The sequence below is a fragment of the Pseudomonas sp. LBUM1678 genome, from assembly GCF_059695575.1.
This window is the reverse complement of record NZ_CP166775.1, coordinates 654,402-674,438: the sequence shown is the minus strand read 5'-3', so window position 1 is coordinate 674,438 and position 20,037 is coordinate 654,402. Positions and strand designations below refer to the sequence as shown.

The 20,037-nt window shown below is 60.6% G+C and carries 14 protein-coding genes; 12 read left to right on the top strand and 2 right to left on the bottom strand.

Annotation, left to right across the window (positions count from 1 at the left end):
- Positions 1 to 18 precede the first annotated feature (18 nt).
- From cbiE to ACA070_RS02945, 12 genes are all read left to right on the top strand, one after another.
- A complete protein-coding gene (gene cbiE, locus ACA070_RS03000; RefSeq protein WP_497449979.1) occupies positions 19 to 1,230 on the top strand; it encodes a precorrin-6y C5,15-methyltransferase (decarboxylating) subunit CbiE in 1,212 nt (403 codons plus the stop codon).
- Positions 1,223 to 2,320, top strand: a complete 1,098-nt coding sequence (locus ACA070_RS02995; RefSeq protein ID WP_497449978.1) for a cobalt-precorrin-5B (C(1))-methyltransferase — start codon at positions 1,223 to 1,225, stop codon at positions 2,318 to 2,320. Before cbiE ends, ACA070_RS02995 begins: the two co-directional genes overlap by 8 nt.
- The gene (locus ACA070_RS02990; protein ID WP_497449977.1) at positions 2,317 to 3,045 is read left to right on the top strand and encodes a cobalt-precorrin-6A reductase; all 729 of its coding nucleotides are present in this window, start codon (positions 2,317 to 2,319) and stop codon (positions 3,043 to 3,045) included. The genes ACA070_RS02995 and ACA070_RS02990 overlap by 4 nt, the downstream gene beginning before the upstream one ends.
- A gap of 258 nt (positions 3,046 to 3,303) precedes the next feature.
- Positions 3,304 to 3,615 carry a hypothetical protein gene (locus tag ACA070_RS02985; protein WP_497449976.1) on the top strand — a complete coding sequence of 104 codons (312 nt, stop codon included), beginning with the start codon at positions 3,304 to 3,306 and terminating at the stop codon, positions 3,613 to 3,615.
- A gap of 48 nt (positions 3,616 to 3,663) precedes the next feature.
- Complete coding sequence (locus ACA070_RS02980; RefSeq protein WP_497449975.1) at positions 3,664 to 4,062, top strand: DUF2946 domain-containing protein; 399 nt, start codon at positions 3,664 to 3,666, stop codon at positions 4,060 to 4,062.
- A gap of 48 nt (positions 4,063 to 4,110) precedes the next feature.
- Positions 4,111 to 4,590, top strand: a complete 480-nt coding sequence (locus tag ACA070_RS02975) for a copper chaperone PCu(A)C (protein WP_497449974.1) — start codon at positions 4,111 to 4,113, stop codon at positions 4,588 to 4,590.
- Between the two features lie 20 nt (positions 4,591 to 4,610).
- Positions 4,611 to 5,048, top strand: a complete 438-nt coding sequence (locus tag ACA070_RS02970; protein WP_497449973.1) for a DUF2946 domain-containing protein — start codon at positions 4,611 to 4,613, stop codon at positions 5,046 to 5,048.
- Positions 5,049 to 5,271: 223 nt separating this feature from the next.
- Positions 5,272 to 7,389 (top strand): TonB-dependent copper receptor, encoded by a 2,118-nt coding sequence (locus tag ACA070_RS02965; RefSeq protein ID WP_497449972.1) that lies wholly within the window; start codon positions 5,272 to 5,274, stop codon positions 7,387 to 7,389.
- 130 nt (positions 7,390 to 7,519) lie between these two features.
- Positions 7,520 to 8,899, top strand: coding sequence for a PepSY-associated TM helix domain-containing protein (locus tag ACA070_RS02960; protein ID WP_497449971.1), 1,380 nt, complete (start codon positions 7,520 to 7,522; stop codon positions 8,897 to 8,899).
- A gap of 213 nt (positions 8,900 to 9,112) precedes the next feature.
- Positions 9,113 to 9,901, top strand: coding sequence for an ABC transporter ATP-binding protein (locus ACA070_RS02955; protein WP_497449970.1), 789 nt, complete (start codon positions 9,113 to 9,115; stop codon positions 9,899 to 9,901).
- Positions 9,898 to 10,845 (top strand): ABC transporter substrate-binding protein, encoded by a 948-nt coding sequence (locus ACA070_RS02950; RefSeq protein WP_497449969.1) that lies wholly within the window; start codon positions 9,898 to 9,900, stop codon positions 10,843 to 10,845. The genes ACA070_RS02955 and ACA070_RS02950 overlap by 4 nt, the downstream gene beginning before the upstream one ends.
- Complete coding sequence (locus ACA070_RS02945) at positions 10,842 to 11,852, top strand: FecCD family ABC transporter permease (protein WP_497449968.1); 1,011 nt, start codon at positions 10,842 to 10,844, stop codon at positions 11,850 to 11,852. The genes ACA070_RS02950 and ACA070_RS02945 overlap by 4 nt, the downstream gene beginning before the upstream one ends.
- 32 nt (positions 11,853 to 11,884) lie before the next feature.
- Here ACA070_RS02945 and ACA070_RS02940 read toward each other — a convergent pair whose 3' ends face one another.
- Positions 11,885 to 15,223, bottom strand: coding sequence for a hypothetical protein (locus ACA070_RS02940; protein ID WP_497449967.1), 3,339 nt, complete (start codon positions 15,221 to 15,223; stop codon positions 11,885 to 11,887).
- Between the two features lie 218 nt (positions 15,224 to 15,441).
- The gene (locus tag ACA070_RS02935; RefSeq protein WP_497449966.1) at positions 15,442 to 20,004 is read right to left on the bottom strand and encodes a hypothetical protein; all 4,563 of its coding nucleotides are present in this window, start codon (positions 20,002 to 20,004) and stop codon (positions 15,442 to 15,444) included.
- Positions 20,005 to 20,037 lie beyond the last annotated feature (33 nt).

Sequence of the window (20,037 nt, the reverse complement as noted above, 5' to 3'; positions counted from 1 at the left end):
ACTATTTGAGGGCTACAGATGTCACCCTGGCTGACAGTAGTGGGAATCGGCGAAGACGGCTTCAAGGGCCTGGGCAAAAACGCCCGGCACGCCCTGTTGCGTGCTTCGCGGATCGTTGGCGGTCAGCGACAACTGGATTTGCTGCCGGCCTGCATCCGTGGCGAGCGGCAGTTGTGGCCCAGTCCATTTTCCCTCGCCCCTCTGCTCGCGCTGCGTGGCGAACCGGTCTGCGTGCTGGCCAGCGGTGATCCGATGTTCTTTGGCGTCGGTGCCAGCCTTGCCCGGCAAGTGCCCAACGATGAAATGCTGATCCTGCCCGCGCCCTCTTCTTGCTCGCTCGCTGCGGCGCGCATGGGTTGGCCGTTGCAGGAGGTGGTGACGCTTTCGGTGGTTGCCCGGCCGATCGCCGCACTGAACGCGCAGTTGTTCAGCGGCGTGCGTTTACTGGTGCTGAGCAACGATGGCCAAAGCCCCGCCGGCATTGCGGCACTGCTGCGTGAGCGCGGTTTCGGTCCGAGTCGTCTCAGCGTGCTGGAGCATGTAGGCGGTGCAGCCGAACGACGCATCGATGGTGTGGCCAATGACTGGAACGCTCCATCGGTCGCCGATCTGAACCTGATCGCCATCGAGTGCATCGCCGAGCCGAACACGCCGCGCCTCTCCCGACTGGCCGGTCTGCCGGATTCGGCCTTCAAGCACGACGGTCAGCTGACCAAACGCGACGTCCGTGCGATCACCCTTGCGCGCCTCGCTCCGGTCCCCGGCGAACTGCTGTGGGACGTCGGTGCCGGCAGCGGCTCGATCGGCATCGAATGGATGCGCACTCACCCCGGTTGCCGCGCGCTGGCGATCGAAGCCGATGAAGGTCGACAACAGCTGATCGAACATAACCGTGACGCCCTAGGCGTGCCCGGTTTACAGCTGATTCGCGGCAGTGCGCCGCAGGCCTTGGCCGGGCTTGAACGCCCGGATGCGATTTTTATTGGCGGCGGGGTCACCCGGGAGGGGGTGCTCGACACCTGCTGGGCGCAGCTCAAACCCGGTGGTCGACTGATCGCCAACGCCGTCACCCTGCAAAGCGAAGTGACCCTGATGGCCTGGCGCGAACGTCACGGTGGTGAGCTGACCCGCATTCACGTCGCCCAGGCCCAGCCGCTGGGGGAGTTCGACACCTGGCGTCAGGCACTGCCGATTACCTTGCTGGACGTGACGAAACCTCTCGATGCGTGACGAAACCGCCGAACAACCCGCACCGCTGCGCAGCGGCCTCACCACCGGCAGTTGTGCCACCGCGACCAGCCTCGCGGCGGCCCGTTTGTTGTTGAGCGGGATGAGCGCAGACGCCGTGGAAATTGTTCTGCCCAAGGGCAAGCAGGTGCAAATGCGCCTGGAGTTCTGCCGATTGATCGACGACGGCGCCGAAGCCGGGACGATCAAGGATGCCGGGGATGACCCGGACGTGACCCATGGCGCGTTGCTGTATTCCCAAGTGCGACTGAGCCACGAGCCGGGTATCCGTTTCAGTGCCGGTCGCGGTGTCGGCACGGTCACCCGGCCAGGGCTGGTATTGGGTGTCGGCGAACCGGCGATCAACCCGGTGCCGCGCAAAATGATCACCGAACACCTGACGCTGTTGGCCGAAGAACTCGGCTACAGCGGCGGCTTTGAGGTCACGGTCAACATCGAGGACGGCGAAGCACTGGCGCTGAAAACCATGAACCCGCGCCTGGGCATTCTTGGCGGGCTGTCGATCCTCGGCACCAGCGGCATCGTCCGGCCGTTTTCCTGCGCGGCCTACATCGCCTCGATCCACCAGGGTATCGATGTCGCCAAAACCAACGGTTACCTGCACATCGCCGCGTGTACCGGCAACGCCAGCGAAGACACCATGCGCCGCGTCTACGACCTGCCGGAAATCGCCTTGATCGAAATGGGCGACTTCGTCGGCGCTGTTCTCAAGCACTTGCGCAAAGTGCCCGTGGATAAGCTCAGTCTGTGCGGCGGCTTCGGCAAGATCAGCAAACTGGCCGCCGGGCACATGGATTTGCACAGTCGACATTCCAGCATCGACCTGCCGCAACTGGCCGAATGGGCCGCTGCGATTGGCGCCGATGAGGCGTTGCAGCAAGGCATTCGCGAGGCCAATACCAGCCAGCAAGCCTTGGCGATGGCCAGCGCGGCGGGCATCGCCCTTGGTGATGCGGTGTGTCAGCACGCATTGGACTTCGCCCGCAGCGTGGTGCCGGCACAGGTTCAGGTTGAAGTGTTTGCCATCGATCGCCAAGGCGGGATTGTCGGCCATGCAGGAGCTTTTCAATGAAGCGCATTTTGCTGCTGGGCGGCGTGACCGAAGCCTTGGCCATCGCCCGCACGCTGGGGCCAGAACATCTTTACAGCCTGGCCGGTGTCGGCCGAGTGCCGACGGATCTGACCTGCCAGGTGCGCGTCGGCGGATACGGCGGCGCCGAAGGCCTGGCGCAGTTCATTCGCGATGAAGGCATCGACCTGCTGCTGGACGCGACCCACCCTTACGCCGCACAAATCAGCCAGAACGCCGCCATCGCCGCGTATCTGACCGGCATTCCCTGCTGGGCCCTGCGCCGTCCGGCATGGCAACCGCAGCCGGGTGATGACTGGCGTGAAGTCAGCGATTGGGGCGAACTGATCGAAGCCCTGAAACCCTTCCGCCGCCCGCTGTTCACCCTCGGCCGCGAACCGCTGCAGCACTTGCACGAAATTCCGCCGGAGCAATTCTGGACCTTGCGCGCACTGGACGTTTACCCCGGCAACGAACGCTGCGAAGTGATCGGCGCACGCGGGCCGTTTTTGATCGAGGATGAACGTGAGCTGTTTGAGCGTCGACAGATTGATGTGTTGATCAGCAAGAACAGTGGCAGCACGGCGACCGAACCGAAGCTGGAAGTGGCACGAGAGCGTGGGGTGCCGGTGATTGTGTTGCAGCGGCCGGTGTTGCCGGGAGTGGATCGGGAGTTTGGGTCGGTGGGTGAGGTACTGAAAGCCCTGATAGCAGAAATCGCCACATAACCTGTAGCAGCTGGCGAAGCCTGCGTTCGGCTGCGCAGCAGTCGTAAAATCTTGCACCGCGATTCTGCAGGTAAACCGTGGTGTCAGGATTTACGACTGCTGCGCAGCCGAACGCAGGCTTCGCCAGCTGCTACAGTGCGCAACGCCCTACATCTCTATCGGACCGCACACACAGCATCATCCAATTTGGCTGACTAGTCGGGTCGTAACCCCACCCCTATATTTCCGAGCACCTTCAATGTAGCGCTCGGAAGACGAATGACTGAAAAATTCTCTCGTTTCGATATTGCGGAGTTTCTCCATACACCTGCCGATATGTGGAACTACCTCAAGGCTAGTGAAGAGGAGGATTCGGGAGACGGACGTTTCATCCGTTTAGCGTTCAAGGACGTCAAACACACCATCCGTGCACGAATTCAAAGTGACCCACATTTTGCTCAGGCAATCCGAATCGAAGTCGCTACACTCTTTCATAATGGCGAAACGGAAATGGCTCACAGCCTGTTGCTTCTGTTAACTCAAGCGCTGCGACACCACACCGCACGCCGCTTTTTTACTTATCGGCCCTGATCAGGCTAAATAGCCGCGCCTGATCGCCCACCCAACGGATTTTGTCCCATGTCCCGACAAAGGCTCGCAATTGCCTGGATCGCCTGCTTCGCAGTGCTGTTCAACATGCTCGCCATGCCGATGACCGGAGCCATGGCACAGTCGGCGAAAACACCCGCCGAGCAATTGTTGTGGGGCAGCTTCTGTACGTCCAGCGGCACGAAGATGGTGGCAATTTCCCTGGCCTCGCTGGAGCAGAAAGCGCCGCAAAGTGACGATCATTCCAACATGCAGCATTGCTGGTGCTGCTCCGGTTCCGCACCTTTGGTAGCGTTGCCCGGGCATGTGCCGCAGCTGTATTTCGCCCGATTCGACGCCAACCGAAGCGTGCCTGCGACCTCTCTCGAAACACCTACCCCACGCCAGCAATGGCCGAACCTCAACCCCCGCGCTTCCCCTCTGGTGTGATTCCTTCTCGCAATTGACCTGCGTCTTGAATCGCTCTGGAGAACCGCCATGTTGAACAAACTCATCGTTCTGGCTGCGTTGCTGCTGCCTGCCTGCTTTGCCAATGCCCATGAATACAAGGTGGGCGAACTGGAGATCGCTCACCCGTGGTCGCAGGAGTTGCCGCCCAACGCACCAACCGTAGCGGCCTATTTTGTCATTCAGAACCCAGGCAAAACCGCTGACCGCCTGCTCAGCGTCGACTCGCCGATTGCAGGTATTGCGCAATTGCATGAGCACGTCATGAAAGACGATCTGATGAAAATGCAGCAAGTGCCGAGCGTCGATGTTCCTGCCGGTGGCAATGTCACGTTTGCGCCGATGGCCTATCACGTAATGCTGCTGGAGTTGAAAGACCGCAACCTGCTGAGCGACGGCAAGCGCTTCCCGCTGACCATGCACTTCGAAAAGGCCGGTGACGTGACGGTCGAAGTCTCAGTGCAGAAGAAGCCGCCGGAAGACTCGCAGATGCACGCCCACGCCCAGTAATCGACTGAGCCGAACACGCCATGCGCCCGCTTAGCGCCAGGTCATCCGCACACCGTCGTCAGTCGTCGAGCCTGACGCGCGGCGGCTGGATCAGCCTGTTCGCCATGCTGATGATCTTTATCGGCCCGCTGATTTCTCAGTCGATGCCGATGGATCAACGCGCCTCGTCGATGTCGATGAGCATGTCGATGGACATGTCGGCCATGGAGCACGACGACCACGGCGCGCAACCCGCCGCCGAGCACTGCCCGCCCAAAGCCTCGCACCACGCGCTCTGGGAAAAATGCGGCTATTGCAGCCTGTTGTTCAATTGCCCGGCGCTGACCGGCGGCCAGACCTTCGCCGCGTTTAATACGCCAACAGCCACCACCTTCACCACACCCTCCCCGCGCCTGGGCCACGCCCGTCAAACCTTTTTCCCCGGCGCCAGAACCCGCGCACCACCCATCGTCGCGTAAACACGCACCTCCGATTTCACACGGTTTTGAAAACAACCTAAGCAACCTGGGGCAGTGAGCCAGTGTGGCGAGGGAGCTTGCTCCCGCTTGAGTGCGCAGCACTCATAAAAGGGGCCGCTACGCAGCCCAGCGCGAGCAAGCTCGCTCGCCACAACAGCTCGCGCCCTCAGGGATTGCTCCGGTTGTCCGCCGTGTCGTTTACGACTGTTCGATGGAAATTGTCATGTCCAGGTTTGCTGCTGACACACGCTTGAGCCCTGCCCAAGCTTCTTTTGCCCCGAACGAATCGAGTATTCGTTTCAGGCACGCCACCGCCGTCCTTTGCGGCGCATTGCTGACACCCTCGGTGCTGGCCAACGAACACGCGGGCCACAGTGAAGAGCTGAGCCCGACGGTGATCACCGCCATCGCGCCGAGTTCGCCACTGACCATCGTCACCAATCCCAAGGACCCGCGCCAACCGGTTCCGGCCAGTGACGGCGGCGATTACCTGAAAACCATCCCCGGCTTCGCCCTGGTACGCAACGGCGGTACCAACGGTGATCCGGTGCTTCGCGGCATGTTCGGTTCGCGGCTGAACATCCTCACCAACGGCGGCCAATTGCTCGGCGCCTGCCCCGGCCGTATGGACGCGCCCACTTCCTACATCTCGCCGGAAACCTACGACAAACTCACCGTCATCAAAGGCCCGCAAACCGTGCTGTGGGGACCGGGCGCATCGGCGGGCACCATCCTCTTCGACCGTGAACCGGAAAGCTTCGGCGAACTGGGTACGCGCGTGAACGCCAGCGTATTGGCCGGCTCCAACGGCCGTTTTGACAAAGTGGTAGACGCCGCTGCCGGCGGGCCGCTGGGTTACGTGCGCGTGATCGGCAACACCGCGCACGCCGATGACTACAAGGACGGCAACAACGACACCGTGCCGTCGCGCTACGACAAATGGAACGGCGACGTGGCGCTCGGCTGGACGCCGGACGCCGACACCCTGCTGGAACTGACCGCCGGCAAGGGCGATGGCGAAGCGCGTTACGCCGGGCGCGGCATGGACGGCTCGCAGTTCAAGCGTGAAAGCCTGGGCCTGCGCTTCGAGAAGTCCAGCATCGGCGACGTGCTGGACAAGGTCGAAGGGCAGATCTACTACAACTACGCCGACCACGTGATGGACAACTACACCCTGCGCACGCCGTCGGGCACCGGGATGATGGCCGGCCCGATGGCCTCCAACGTCGACCGCCGCACCCTCGGCGCGCGAATCAAGGCCACCTGGCGCTGGGCCGATGTGCAGCTGATCAGCGGCGTCGACGCGCAGACCAACGAGCATCGCCAACGCGGCAGCATGGGCATCGATACCTACAAGGACCTGCCGTATACCAAGGATGCCGACTTCCATAACTACGGTGTGTTCAGCGAACTGACCTGGTACGCCGCCGACCGTGACCGGCTGATTACCGGCGCGCGCCTGGACCGTGCCTCGGCCAAGGATTATCGGCAGACCACCGGTTCCGGGATGATGACCCGCCCCAACCCGACCGCCGACGACACCCGCGCCGACACCTTGCCGAGCGGCTTCGTCCGCTACGAGCATGACCTGGCCGACAGCCCGACCACGTTGTATGCCGGCCTCGGTCACACCCAGCGTTTTCCGGATTACTGGGAACTGTTTTCACCCAAGTCCGGCCCCGCCGGATCGGTGAATGCCTTCGATTCGATCAAGCCGGAAAAAACCACCCAGCTCGATTTCGGCCTGCAATACAAGACCGAAGACCTCGAAGCCTGGGCTTCGGGTTACGTCGGGCAAGTGCGCGATTACATCCTGTTCAACTACACCCCGACCATGATGGGCACCACCTCCCAGGCTCAAAACATCGACGCGCGAATCATGGGCGGCGAACTCGGCGCGGCCTACCAACTGACCTCCAACTGGAAAACCGACGCGACCCTGGCCTACGCCTGGGGCAAGAACACCAGCGACGGCAACGCATTGCCGCAAATGCCGCCGCTGGACGCGCGTTTCGGCCTGACCTACAGCGAAGACAACTGGAGCGCCGGGGCCTTGTGGCGCGTGGTCGCGGCGCAGAACCGCATCGACCGGAACAAGGGCAACGTCGTCGGCAAGGACTTCGACAAGACCTCGGGTTTTGGCGTGTTCTCGCTTAATGGTGCCTACCGCATCAACAAAAACTGGAAGGTCAGCAGTGGCGTCGACAACCTGTTCGGCAAAGCGTACGCCGAGCATTTGAACCTGGCCGGCAACGCCGGTTTTGGCTACCCGGCCAATGACCCGCAGGCCATTAAAGAACCGGGGCGAACGCTCTGGACCAAGGTGGATATGAGTTTCTAAGAGCATCGCGAGCAGGCTCGCTCCCACATGGACCGTTTTAAACCTGTGGGAGCGAGCCTGATCGCGATCGGTTGCGCAGCAACCGCAAAACAAACAACTAAAAGATCCATGCCAAAGCGGAGCACACGTGATGAAACAGCCCAAAGTGAATTTCTACAACCTGGCCTGGCGCTGGCATTTCTATGCCGGTCTGTTCGTCGCGCCATTCATGGTGATGCTGGCACTGACCGGTGTCATTTACCTATTCAAGCCGCAACTCGATCCGTTGATGTACGGCAGCCTGATGAACGTCCCGGCCGGGCATCACAGCGTCCCGGCCGACGACCTGCTCAAGCGGGTGAAACAGGCGTATCCACAAGCCACGATCAAACAGTACCTGCCACCGGTCAACGCCGAGCGCAGCGCTCAGTTTGTGGTGATCAATGGTGGCACCGAGCTCAACGTATTTATCGATCCCTACCAGGGCGACATCCTCGGCGAGCAAGACGCCAAGAAAAATCTGCAAGCGGTGGCCCGAGCGATTCACGGTGAATTGATGATCGGCACCGTCGGTGATCGATTGGTCGAACTGGCTGCCGGCTGGGGCGTGGTGCTGGTGGTTTCCGGCGTATTCCTGTGGTGGCCGCGTGGCCAGGCCGCGGGTATTTTGTGGCCGCGCCTGACCAGCCGCGGTCGCGTGCTGTGGCGCGATTTGCATGCCGTCACCGGTTTCTGGGGTGCATCGCTGCTGCTGGTGATGCTGCTCAGCGGCATGACCTGGACCGGGTTCTGGGGCCAGAAATACGCGCAAGTGTGGAACGTGTTTCCGGCCGCGATGTGGGACAACGTGCCCAAGTCCGACGTCGAGGCCCGAAGCCTGAATACCGCCACGCGCCAGACCGTGCCCTGGGCCATGGAAAACACGCCGATGCCGATGTCTGGCGACCACGCCGAACACATGGCCCACGACGGCGCACAAGCCGGCCCTGCCGCGCCGACCATCAGCCTGCAAGACGTGCAGAACATCGCCGTGCAACGCAAGGTCGAGCCGGGTTACAGCATCACCTTCCCAACCACTGCAACGGGCGTGTTCACCATCGCCGTGTTTGCCGACGACCCGCGCAACGACGCCACGCTGCATGTCGATCAGTACACCGGTGATGTCCTCGCCGACGTGCGCTACGAGCAATACGGCACTGTCGCCCGCGCCACGGAAATCGGCGTGATGTTGCACGAAGGCAAGATGTTCGGCGTGTTCAACCAGATCATCGTGTTGCTGATCTGCCTGATGATTTTGCTCAGCGCGGTCAGCGGTGTGGTGATCTGGTGGAAGCGTCGTCCGCAAGGCAAGTTCGGCGTTCCGCCGCTGCGCCACGACCTGCCGAAATGGAAAACCGCGATGGTGATCATGTTCGCCCTGGCCGTGGCGTTTCCGTTGGTGGGTGCTTCGTTGGTGGTGGTGTGGGTGCTGGATCGCGTGCTGTTTTCGCGGTTTACACGCCAAACTGAATCGGCCTCACCTTCATCATGAAACAGGCGAGATGCGCGGTTTAGAGGGATCTGTAGACTTTCCGCGCTTATCTCCCGGTCAAATTTAGTGTTACGGTATAACCACAAAACACCCTTCTGATTCAAAGGCCCCATCGCGAGCAGGCTCGCTCCCACGGGATTTGCGCGATCCCTGTGGGAGCGGGCTTGCCCGCGATAGGGCCATCAGCCGCACCGAAAATTTCAGAGTTAACGCATGACCTCGCTGAACCTCACAAACCTCGCCTGGACGCCCCTGGGCCACGGCCATTGCCATCACCAGTTCCAGCTGCGTGATGCCTCTCTGCACGTGGCCGGCGGTGAGTTCGTCGGGTTGATCGGCCCCAACGGCAGCGGCAAGACCAGCCTGCTGCGTTGCGCTTATCGCTTCAGTAAGCCGGAGAGCGGCGAGGTCCGGCTCGACCACCACAACGTCTGGAAGCAATCCTCGCGCTGGTGCGCCCGACGCATTGCCGTGGTGTTGCAGGAATTCCCCGACGCTTTCGGCCTGACCGTCGACGAGGTGGTCGCCATGGGCCGCACACCGCACAAAGGCCTGTTCGACGGCCACACCCTCGAAGACCGGAATCTCGCGACTCAGGCCCTCGAATCCGTCGGCCTCAAAGGCTTCGAAGACCACGCCTTCGCCACCCTCTCTGGCGGAGAAAAACAACGCGTGATTCTCGCCCGCGCCCTGGCCCAGCAACCGCAATTGCTGATTCTCGATGAGCCGACCAACCACCTCGACCCGCGCTATCAGCTCGAACTGCTGCAACTGGTCAAACGCCTGAATACCGGCACCCTGGCCAGCATCCACGACCTCAATCTGGCCGCCGCTTTCTGCGATCGTTTGTACGTGATCAATCACGGTCGCATCGTCACCAGCGGCACACCGAAAGAGGTCCTGACCACCCCGCTGCTGCGCGAAGTATTTGGCGTGGAAGCGTTGATCGATGAACACCCCTTGCACGGCTACCCACGAATCACCTGGATAACCCAACCATGACTTTGCGTTCCCTGCTTTGCGTCACCCTGTTGCTGGGCAGTGCCCAAGCGTTGGCCGAAGCCACGAAATACCCGTTGACGATCCAGAGCTGCAACCGCGAAGTGACGTTCAGGCAAGCGCCGAAACACGCGGTCAGCCACGACATCAACATGACCCAGATGATGCTCGCCCTCGGCCTCAAGCCGAGCATGGCCGGGTACAGCGGCGTCACGGGATGGAAGTCGGTCACGCCCGAGATGCAGACCATCCTCGACGGTTTGCCAGAGCTGGCAGCCAAATACCCGTCGGTGGAAACCCTGCTCAACGCCAATGTCGATTTCTTCTTCGCCGGTTGGGATTACGGCATGCGCGTGGGCGGTGACCTCACGCCGCAAACGCTCCAGCCATTGGGTATCAATGTCTACGAGCTGACCGAGTCCTGCGCCTTCGTCATGAAGCGCCCACCGGCCAGCCTGGAAGACACCTACAACGACCTGCGCAACCTCGGCAAAATCTTCGACGTGCAGGATCGCGCCAATGCCCTGATCGCCGACATGCAGGCGCAAGTCGCCGAAGTGCGCAAGGATTTGCCCGCCGATAAGCCGCGGGTGTTCCTCTACGACAGCGGCGAAGACCGCGCCATGACCTCCGGTCGACTCGGCATGCCACAGGCGCTGATCGATGCAGCGGGCGGGCGCAACATCCTGGACGACGTCGAGGCCAGTTGGACTCGGGTCAACTGGGAAAACGTGGTCGAGCGCAATCCGCAGGTGATCGTGATCGTCGATTACGGCGAAGTCACCGCCGAGCAGAAGGAGCAATTTCTGCTCAGTAACAAGGCGCTGCAATCGGTGGACGCGATCAAGAACCAGCGCTTCATCGTGATTCCATACGTGCAGGCCACGCCGGGCATCGACAACGTGTTGGCGGTTGATACCCTGGCCAAAGGTTTCCACGGCGAATGATCGATCGTCGCTATGCCTTGCTGCTGGTGACGCTCGGCGCGCTGTTGCTGGTGTCGTGCGTGGTGTCGCTGGGCTTCGGTCCGGCGCGGGTTCCCGTGGACGTTGTGTGGCGGATCTTGCTGCACAAGATTTTGGGTATCGGCGTTCCGGACTGGACCGCCGGGCAGGAACACATCGTGTGGTTGATCCGTGTGCCGCGCATGCTGCTCGGTGCGTTGGTGGGTGCTGGCCTGGCGTTGATCGGCGCAGTGTTGCAAGCGGTGACGCGCAATCCGTTGGCCGACCCGCATCTGCTCGGGGTCACGTCTGGCGCGACCCTTGGCGCGGTGATCGTGGTGCTGCATGTCGGTGAAATCGTCGGGCTGCTGACCTTGCCGATCGCAGCGTTTATCGGCGCGCTGCTGAGCATGTTGATCGTGCTGATGATCGCCAATCGTAACGGTCGCCTGGACAGTGATCGGCTGTTGTTGTGCGGCGTGGCGGTGTCGTTCGTGATGATGGCGATTGCCAATTTGCTGCTGTTCCTCGGCGATCACCGGGCGAGTTCTGCGGTGATGTTCTGGATGCTCGGCGGTCTCGGGTTGGCGCGTTGGGAGTTGCTTGCGGTGCCGGCCGCCAGTGTGTTGCTGGGTTTGGTTTTGCTGCTGGGCATGGCCCGCCCGTTGAACGCGCTGATGGCTGGTGAACAGACCGCCGTGACCCTCGGCTTGAATGCTCGTACCGTGCGGCTGCGGGTGTTTTTGATTGCGTCGTTAATGACGGGAGTGCTGGTGTCGATCAGTGGCTCCATCGGGTTTGTCGGGCTGATGGTGCCGCACATTGCCCGTCGATTGGTCGGCGCCGAACACCGGCGTTTGTTGCCGGTGTGTGTGCTGTCGGGCAGTGTATTTCTGGTGTGGGTCGATGTTGCCGCACGCACCCTGATCGCCCCCGAGGACTTGCCCATTGGCGTGGCCACGGCGGCGATTGGCGGGTTGTTTTTCATCGGCCTTATGCGCAAGCGTTGACCGGGTCCTACTGGATCAGGCTCCTGACACGGTTACAACTCATCCCGGGGAAGCTGGACGGATACGTCGGGAAACTGTTGGCGTACGTTTTTCCAGTCGGTGCCCATCCGCCCGGCCAGGCGCCAATAACCGCCGGCCTTCAACACTTCCAAATGGCTGTTGTTAGCCAGCCTGGAAATGAAAGCATCGAACGACAACACAGTGGTCCATTGATCACTGGGGGGTTGCACCAGCTTGACTTTAAGCAGTGCTTGCTCCGCGATCGAATAGGTCGGTACGTATTTCAACAATGCACCGTCGCGTGACGAATAGTAGAACGCCGTAAGACCAAAACCTTTGTTTTTCACGACCTGGGTGTGCGAATGAATCGAGTCGGGAGAGGCGAAATACGCAGCGTCGACATTTGATCCCGATCGCGCGTCATCTGATTGAGCAATCTGATGACTAGCCATCCATGTGTAACCGTCAGGCAAGCGTGGCAATCGGGTGCCGGGTGAAGCTGAAACGTCGCTCGCCGTGCGGAAGATCAGCCCGATGGCTGCATCGGGATCACGCGTGCCTGCGAGGGGTTGCATGCCAACGTATGAATAGGTACCGGGTTTAGTCAGGATTGCGCCTGTACACGCCATTCCTCGATTGAACCGTGCCGCTCGAAGCTGAGCATAACGAGCGGCATCGTCCGGATGATGAAACATCGGTCCAAACGGCAGCCTGGCCTTGCTTGCCCACCTGGCTTCGACGGACACAGACGGCATACCGGCAATCCAGTCCTGACCCACCTCCCCCGGCCGGGACCAGTAAGCGCTGGTCAACAGCACCTCCAGTTTCCCCGCCGCCGCCATACGCCGAACGTAATCGGTCATCGTGAATGAGCCACGGTTGATAGCGTCCTGATCACGTTGAGCCTGCGCCGTTGTCGCAAACGGATTGTCCCTGACTTGGACCTGGCCAAATCTATCCTGAGACACAACCGGATCGAAGGGGGCGAGTTCAAGCCGTAGCAATGCGCCGTCGCCACAGGAAAAATAAATCGGCCTGTACCCGTTGGACGTACGGACGCTGTCACGCGCCAGGCTCACATCCATGGGTGAAAAGAAGTGCCGATAGTCATCGTCCGACAGCCCCAGCGGCGTAGCGGCTGCACACATGATGAGCCCACTGTCCACGTAGCGATAAGGCAATACACCGGGGAAGACACGGTCATACGCTAACCGCGAGTTGCGCACACTCACGGGCAGCGTTGCGATGTATGAACCGTCGCGAGCGTTGCGCAGGATAAATCCAAAGCCAAGGAGTGAGCGACTGCCTGCCTGTTCATGTGCCAGACGTGCGGCATCCTGCTCCTGAATGCAGACCGCGCTATAAGCCGGTTCCACCAAAGCCCTTGGGTAACCTGTCGTATGGGCTATTGCCTGATACGGTTCAAACTCCGTGACGTCACGAGGCGCCCCCCAGAGACGGCTTACTGCAACCACCTTCAGATACCCGGAACTGACCAGCTTTTTAACCCACGCGGTCGGCGTCAAAGCACCGGCATGGATCTGTTCCTTGATCCAGGTGGCATCCAGATCACGAGCCGGTTTACCCGACAGGCTGATCGCAATGCCCAGATCCGCGCGGATGCGCTCCCAAGTGCCGATCCGGTAACGGATGATCGCTCCGTCGGGTGCAAACAGGTATTCATCGAGCGCCTGGGTTCTACTCATGAAAGCGGTGTAAACGGAATCGACAGAGAGCATGTTGCGATAGAGCTCTTTGTCGACGTCGGACAAGAGCACAGGTAACGCGCGCAGCACCCGTGAACGATAACGCGCAACGACCGTGCAGTCTGGCGGAAACAGGCCCCGCTCGACCGCAGCCTCCGCAAAGATCCACTGGGTATCAAAATCTTCCTGGAGAATGTCGACAGGATCAGTGGCCACATACCTTCCATCAGAGCGCAGTAGAATCAGACCACCGAATGCTCTTGGCGTGCCGGCGGGCACCTGCGAACGCGCATGCACGGCGGCGTCATCAGCCGTCAGGAACACCGGGCCGAGCGGACGGCGCTGCAGGTTCTGGTACGGCGCCCAGTGAGGGCCGACTGGCCCTTTCCTGTCCCAGCACACACTGGTGCGCAACACCTGCAATGCATCGTTGCGGGCGACCGTCGCGACAAAATCGGTTGCGTTCGACACGCCCTTGGCCAGATTGTTTTGAATGGCCTCCAGGCCCATGTTCGGGACATCGTTGTCGAACAGCGGGGTGTCCGGGCGGGGCACATACTTCAGCAGCGCGCCGTCCGGCGTCGACACGTAGAGTAAAGCCGGAACTCTTTCCCCGAAGACAGGGCGTTTTTTTGCGTTGTAGACAGCGACCCACAAATCTTTCGGAACAATGAAATGCTCGGCCAACCAGCGTCGGGGGGCATCCCGCTCATGCTTGACCCACTGGCGCGAGTAGAAATAGGAGTGAAGGGTGAATGATTCGGGATAGACATATTCTCCGGATTTTGGGGAACGGCGGAACAAACTGCGCTCCAGGAAAAGCTTGTCTCTAGGAAAACTGACGGGAACCAGTTCGCCCGCGACATATTCATCTTTGTCCTTGTGCTTGAGAATGAACCCGTACCAGGTCTGCCCTTCATCACGCTGTGCGGAGTTCCGCGAATGACGATCCAGAGCCGCTTCATCGGCAGACTGGAAAACCGCACCCATCGGCACCCTGTCCGGGACGCTCCGCGCCCAAGGCCCGGGAACGAGAGGCTCTGTGACTTTCCCCCGAGGTCGCCAGCGCCCGTTGCTGATAATGACCCGCAAATCGCCGGCGGCCGCCGCCTCTGTCACAAGTTGTTCCGGTTTGACCACTCCCTTTTCCAGGTCGAGGGCAAGTTTGCCGGGCGATTGGGTGGTTCCCAACTGTTTGAGCAGTGCCTGCGAGCGCGAGTCATCCGGAGTGAAACTGATCAAACTGTCTTCGGCGCCCGACAGATAAACCGATAACGTAGTTATCAGGATATTGCGCAGTTCCTTGACACTGAACATCAGCAGGCTCGTCGCCGCATCGTCGACGGACCATTCCAGATCCGCTATTTCGTGTGCGTCGAGTGTCGAAAGCGCCGGGTGAGAATAAAACCGACTGTGCAAGACATGATTGTCGGGGACAAGCTGGTGATGCGTGCTCGAACTGGCCGGTTGTTCAGCGGGTTCAGTAATCACGTACCGTTGATCATTTCGCTGAAGGATATAGCCGTAGTAGCCGCGATTACGGCGCCGCCCTACCCGTTCGTGGGCATAACAGGCAGCGTCGTCCGCCGAAAGAAAGGTCCGGCCCAACACACTGAGTGTTGATACAACGCTTGTCGAGTCGGACTGTTGTGGTCGCTCATCCATGAGGGGGTACTCCATTGAGTCTTCATTGAGCCCCACTGTTGCACTGTGAACTACGCCCATGGCGGTACATAGTTATTCCTCTTCCCTGACGGATCGCGTTCGCGTGACCACGGCGGGATTGGCCGGTTGTTTTTCATCGGCCTCATGCAACGCCGCTGAGCCATGCCCACCTGGGGGGGCACGGCTCATCCGGCACTCAGTTCACGGAAAGCCGCGCTCTACAGTTCATATCGGTCCGGCTTCACGTCTGGCTTCACGTCTGGTTTTACAGCCGGCATCCAGGTCGAACTCAGACGTCCGCGACGGAGCCAGTAACCATCGACGTCCACTACTTCAAGCCGGCCGACGCTGGCGAGTCGGGCGAGGTATGCAGCGACCCCGTCCTTTGCCTCCTCATTGAAAAATGCGGTTTCCTGCGCCGAGAAGCTGGGGGTAAATTTGAACAGCGCCCCCCCACGACCGGTGAAGTAGTAACAGCCACCGGAGACCCCGCTCTTTTTCACCACGTCCCTGCTGAACCACAGGTCCGCCAGGGCCAGGTTATCCAGCAGCAATCGATCAGACTCGCTGGGGTCCTTCACGAACAGATTGAAGCGTTTGTAGAACTGATGAACAGCCACCCATTTGTAGTCCCGGGGAAAAACCGGCATTGGCAAGGGCTGCGCCCCTGGCAAGGTGCCCGATGCAATGGGCCCGCCCGGCCCCGAGTAAAACAGCGCGCTGGCAGCGCCACTGTCGATGCCGTCTTCAAGCGGCTCGACGGCGACGAACGAAGAAGACGCCTGGTGGAGCAGCACGCCCCCCAAATACTGCTGGCCGACGTACTCGCCGATCTTTCTTTGGGCCGAGCGAGCGGCGTCATCGGCATGCGCGAATACAGGCCCGAAAGCAAAGCGGTTATCCCGCGCCCACCTGATCAGCCCGATGCCGCTTTTCACACCCCGGGCGTCAACCCTGAACGGCGACCAGAAAGCGCTGCGCACCACGACCTGCAACTCACCGTTAGCGATCACTTTGCGCAGATAGTCGATCAGCGATTCGTACCCTGATTGCACAATTTTCTCGTAGGCCACCGTGGCATGAAACAAGGTCCATTCAGGTGCCTTGGTCTTGGGGGCATAGCGCAACAAGGCGCCATCGGCGCAGGAAATGTAGACGTTGAGGAACGTTGATTTTTCAGCCGTGCGCACACCGACAGCGTCCAGCCCGTAAGACAGATCCCGAGGCGAGATGAAGCTGTGCGTCACGTCATGGGGTAAGAGGCCTGGACGGGTCGACGGACACAAATAGATGCCCTCGACTCGATACCCCAACGGCAGTAACGCTTCGGGAAACACCCGCTCGATCGTGAGATGCCCTTGTCGCCCGTCGATCGGGAGCGTCGTGACGTACCGTTCGCCTTTCAGCGACTTGAGCACAAAACCGAACTTCAGGCTGGCACGCGCGCCCACCGTGCGATGGACATACCGTATCGCATCGTCCATCTGCGTGAAGACCGGGCTGAGCGCCGGATCGGCAATGGCAAATCGATGCACGTCCAATGAGATAACGCCGGGATACGCACTCCAGTCTGACAACCGCCGGGCCTCACCCCACAGTCGACTTCCCTGAATCACTTGCAACCGGCCGGCGCTTGCCACCTGATTGACGTACTCAGTCGGGGTACGCGTGCCGTTGCGCATGTGCAGTTCTATCGGGGTATGCCGGCGCTGCAATGAGCTGGGTGGCGCCAATGCCCGGGCGAGTTGCTTTTCGCTAGCGCTTGCACTGAGGGTGTAGCTGATCAGGCTGCCGTCCAGCCCCAGCAGATACTCCTTGCCGGGCGACAGCGATGGGGAAAGTCCGGAACCGGTCAGGATGTCCGCAAGAAAATCGGTGGAGAACATGTTGAGGTACACGTCCCGCTCGCGGTACGAAAGCGCGAAAATCGGCTCGACCTGGACGCGGGAATGGTAGCGGGCGACGACCGTGCTTCCGGTCAGAAACAAACCCTGTTCAGTCAATTCATCCAGACGAATCCAACCGGCAGGGAAATTCTCGATCTCGACGGCCACCGGCAACGTCGCGACAAACAAACCATCGACCCGTCGCAGCACCAGGCCACCGTAGATCCGCTCGCGCCGCGAGCCCAACTGCGCCAGCGCATAGCGCGCGGCATCGTCCTGCGACAGAAAAACCGGGCTGAGGGCTCGCCGCTGGAGCTGCACGAAAGGCTTCCAGTCAGGGCCGACAATGCCCGCCTCGTCCCACAGCTCACTGTTACGCAGTACCTTCAGTTCTCCGGCCTTGGCGATCAATTGAATGACGTTGGCATAGGGTGGCGTGTCCTTAGCCAACGCCGACGTCAGTTGCTGCATACCCTCATCGTCGAATTGCGTTGAGGTGGCCGAGTACTGGTACCGCAACAACGCCCCATCCAGTGTCGCGATAAAAATGCTCAGGTCCTGAAAATGCGTAAGGCGTTGAGTTTTGTTGTCGTCGTAGATCGCTGTAGCCAGATCGCTGATGGACGCGAAATGCCGGGCAAACCAGGCGTCCGCTGTCGATAAACCCTTAGGCAGCCAGCTTGCCGAGTAATAAAGCGCGAGGGTGCGAAACTCGTCGATCAACACGGGAGCGCCAAAGTCGCTCGCCTGGTTCAGTGCACCCAGGCGCCTGACAGGAACAGTTTCGGTCGCCACATACTCCTCGCGTTCCTTGTGCTTGAGGATAAATCCCCAACCCGCCGCAGCCGCACGATAGTCGAGCCTGGCTCGATGACGAGCATTCAGCACCGCGTCTTCGGTGCTGGCAAAAATCGCCCCGAGCACCGGAGCGGAAACGCCTTTGCGGGTTGCCTGATTGTTTGACTCATCACCCAGCACCGTCCCTCTCGGGCCCCACACGTCGTTGCCGACCACCACGCGCAATCTGCCCGTATTGGCCAGTTCGTCTACCGCTGCGCCGGGCTCAAGTGTGCCGGCCGCCAGCTCCTGATCTATCTGCGTTTTGCCATCAGCGAGCACCGCAACCCGCCCTTGCAGTTTGTTGCGAGCCTCCACTTTCGAGACATCGGGGCTGTAAACCAACAGGCAGTCGGCCGAGCCGGACAGGTAAAAATCGACAACCTGCGCACTCTTGTCAAACACCGAGCGAATGTCTTCGGTGGTGAACATTTGCGTGGCCGTCAGTTGCTCTTGCACGTCAGTACGTGCGATGGCCCTGGAATCGGCTTGCCAGCGCGAGGCGTACATCCCATGAAACGTATGTCCCTCGGCCAGCACAATCGGTGCGCCAGTGGCGTCGAGGGGACAGAGCCTGTCCAGTGCAAACCGTGGTGTTGCGGCAAACACCGGTACCGTGGCGACGAACCGTTTGTGTTGATCTTGCAGAATCATTCCGGCAAAGCCTTGCTCCCTCCGGCTGCCGATGTATTCATGGGCAAAACGAGCGGCATCGTCTGCCATGAGGAAGGCGGGGCTCAAGCGCCTAGACCCGGCATAGGGTTGCCAGTCGGTGCCAACGTTCCCGATAACATCCCACAGTGCACTGTCCTTCAGCACCGTCAGCTCGCCGCCTGCTGCCGCCTGCCTGACGTAGTCCGCAGGCTTGAGCGTGCCCGCCTTCAATCGAATATTGAAATCCGCGCTGTTCTCCAACGGGACTTCATGCAGGTGCCCCGAGGGGCGGTACTGCAACACCGCACCGTCGCGGGTCCGGGCGTATACCGTCAGATAATCCGGGTACTCCTGCCGGTGAACATCCCCTAGCGAAAACCCGATGCCTGCGGCCAACTCGTCCGGTGAAAAAAACCGCTCATACAGCCAGGGCTCAATGGCACTCTGCGCCCCATCGCTGTGCGGCATGAAATAAACGCCGTTCAGGTCAAAATCGAGCAGGGGCTCCAGCTTGCGATCGGCTTTCAACGGAAAGGTTTTGACCAGTTCGGCTGCCGGCTGACTGGAGAGGACCGGATAGGTCGCCATGCACTCCGAGCTGCCGGCAGAGGTCACGACAAACCCCAGATGAACGCTGCCGGGGGACGGGGACACCGTCGCAGCGGCCGCTTCGATGGCCTTGTCCACTTGATCGAACACACCACAAAAAAACGGCTGTACCGGCGTCAGACTTCGCACCGCAGCGGTACCCAGCGTCCAGCTCGCCGACACGTTTCCTCGTACGCCGCCCCACTGTTCATTGGCCACCAGTACGCTCAGCGTGCCGGTATGGGCCACTTTTTGAATCAGGTGTTCAACGTCTGAGAACGGCCCGAAAGCCTTGAAGGCCTGCTCAAAGAGTTTTTTCTCTTCTGCCGGCTGGGTGGACTCGTACTTGATCAGTGAACCATCCGGCCCCGACAGATAGTGACGCTGGCCATAGGCACCCGGGTCCTGCATGTGCTGCAGGATATGGTCTGTCGAAAAAAAGCCGAGGCTTAGCTTGATCTGCTCGGCCGTCCAGTCTGGATGAAAACGCAGGACATCGGCGTGCCTGGCCGAATGAGAAAGGTAATACGCCGCGCCGCTGTAGCCGATGGGGACGAAAAGCTCCCCGGGCTTGTCGGTAGACAGCAGGGTGCCAAAATCGAAACGCCCTTTCATGCCTGCCAAAGGTAGCGTGGGCTGAAATTTACCGTCGGCCCGTTGCACGATTACACCGCCGTAGTACCGGTCACGGCGCGCGCCGATCTGCCGGTGAACCCAATAGGCCGCGTCATCCGCACTGATGAACGCCGGTCCCAAGGCCGGAAATACTGCCGTGCGTCGGGGTGTTGAAGGTGTGCTGGTAGAAGTGCCGTTCATGCGCTGCTCACTCGATTGAGAAGCCAACGATGA

Coding starts and splice junctions, on each gene's coding strand:
- cbiE (WP_497449979.1), top strand. CDS start 19: ATGTCACCCTGGCTGACAGTAGTGGGAATCGGCGAAGACGGCTTCAAG.
- ACA070_RS02995 (WP_497449978.1), top strand. CDS start 1,223: ATGCGTGACGAAACCGCCGAACAACCCGCACCGCTGCGCAGCGGCCTC.
- ACA070_RS02990 (WP_497449977.1), top strand. CDS start 2,317: ATGAAGCGCATTTTGCTGCTGGGCGGCGTGACCGAAGCCTTGGCCATC.
- ACA070_RS02985 (WP_497449976.1), top strand. CDS start 3,304: ATGACTGAAAAATTCTCTCGTTTCGATATTGCGGAGTTTCTCCATACA.
- ACA070_RS02980 (WP_497449975.1), top strand. CDS start 3,664: ATGTCCCGACAAAGGCTCGCAATTGCCTGGATCGCCTGCTTCGCAGTG.
- ACA070_RS02975 (WP_497449974.1), top strand. CDS start 4,111: ATGTTGAACAAACTCATCGTTCTGGCTGCGTTGCTGCTGCCTGCCTGC.
- ACA070_RS02970 (WP_497449973.1), top strand. CDS start 4,611: ATGCGCCCGCTTAGCGCCAGGTCATCCGCACACCGTCGTCAGTCGTCG.
- ACA070_RS02965 (WP_497449972.1), top strand. CDS start 5,272: ATGTCCAGGTTTGCTGCTGACACACGCTTGAGCCCTGCCCAAGCTTCT.
- ACA070_RS02960 (WP_497449971.1), top strand. CDS start 7,520: ATGAAACAGCCCAAAGTGAATTTCTACAACCTGGCCTGGCGCTGGCAT.
- ACA070_RS02955 (WP_497449970.1), top strand. CDS start 9,113: ATGACCTCGCTGAACCTCACAAACCTCGCCTGGACGCCCCTGGGCCAC.
- ACA070_RS02950 (WP_497449969.1), top strand. CDS start 9,898: ATGACTTTGCGTTCCCTGCTTTGCGTCACCCTGTTGCTGGGCAGTGCC.
- ACA070_RS02945 (WP_497449968.1), top strand. CDS start 10,842: ATGATCGATCGTCGCTATGCCTTGCTGCTGGTGACGCTCGGCGCGCTG.
- ACA070_RS02940 (WP_497449967.1), bottom strand. CDS start 15,223: ATGGATGAGCGACCACAACAGTCCGACTCGACAAGCGTTGTATCAACA.
- ACA070_RS02935 (WP_497449966.1), bottom strand. CDS start 20,004: ATGAACGGCACTTCTACCAGCACACCTTCAACACCCCGACGCACGGCA.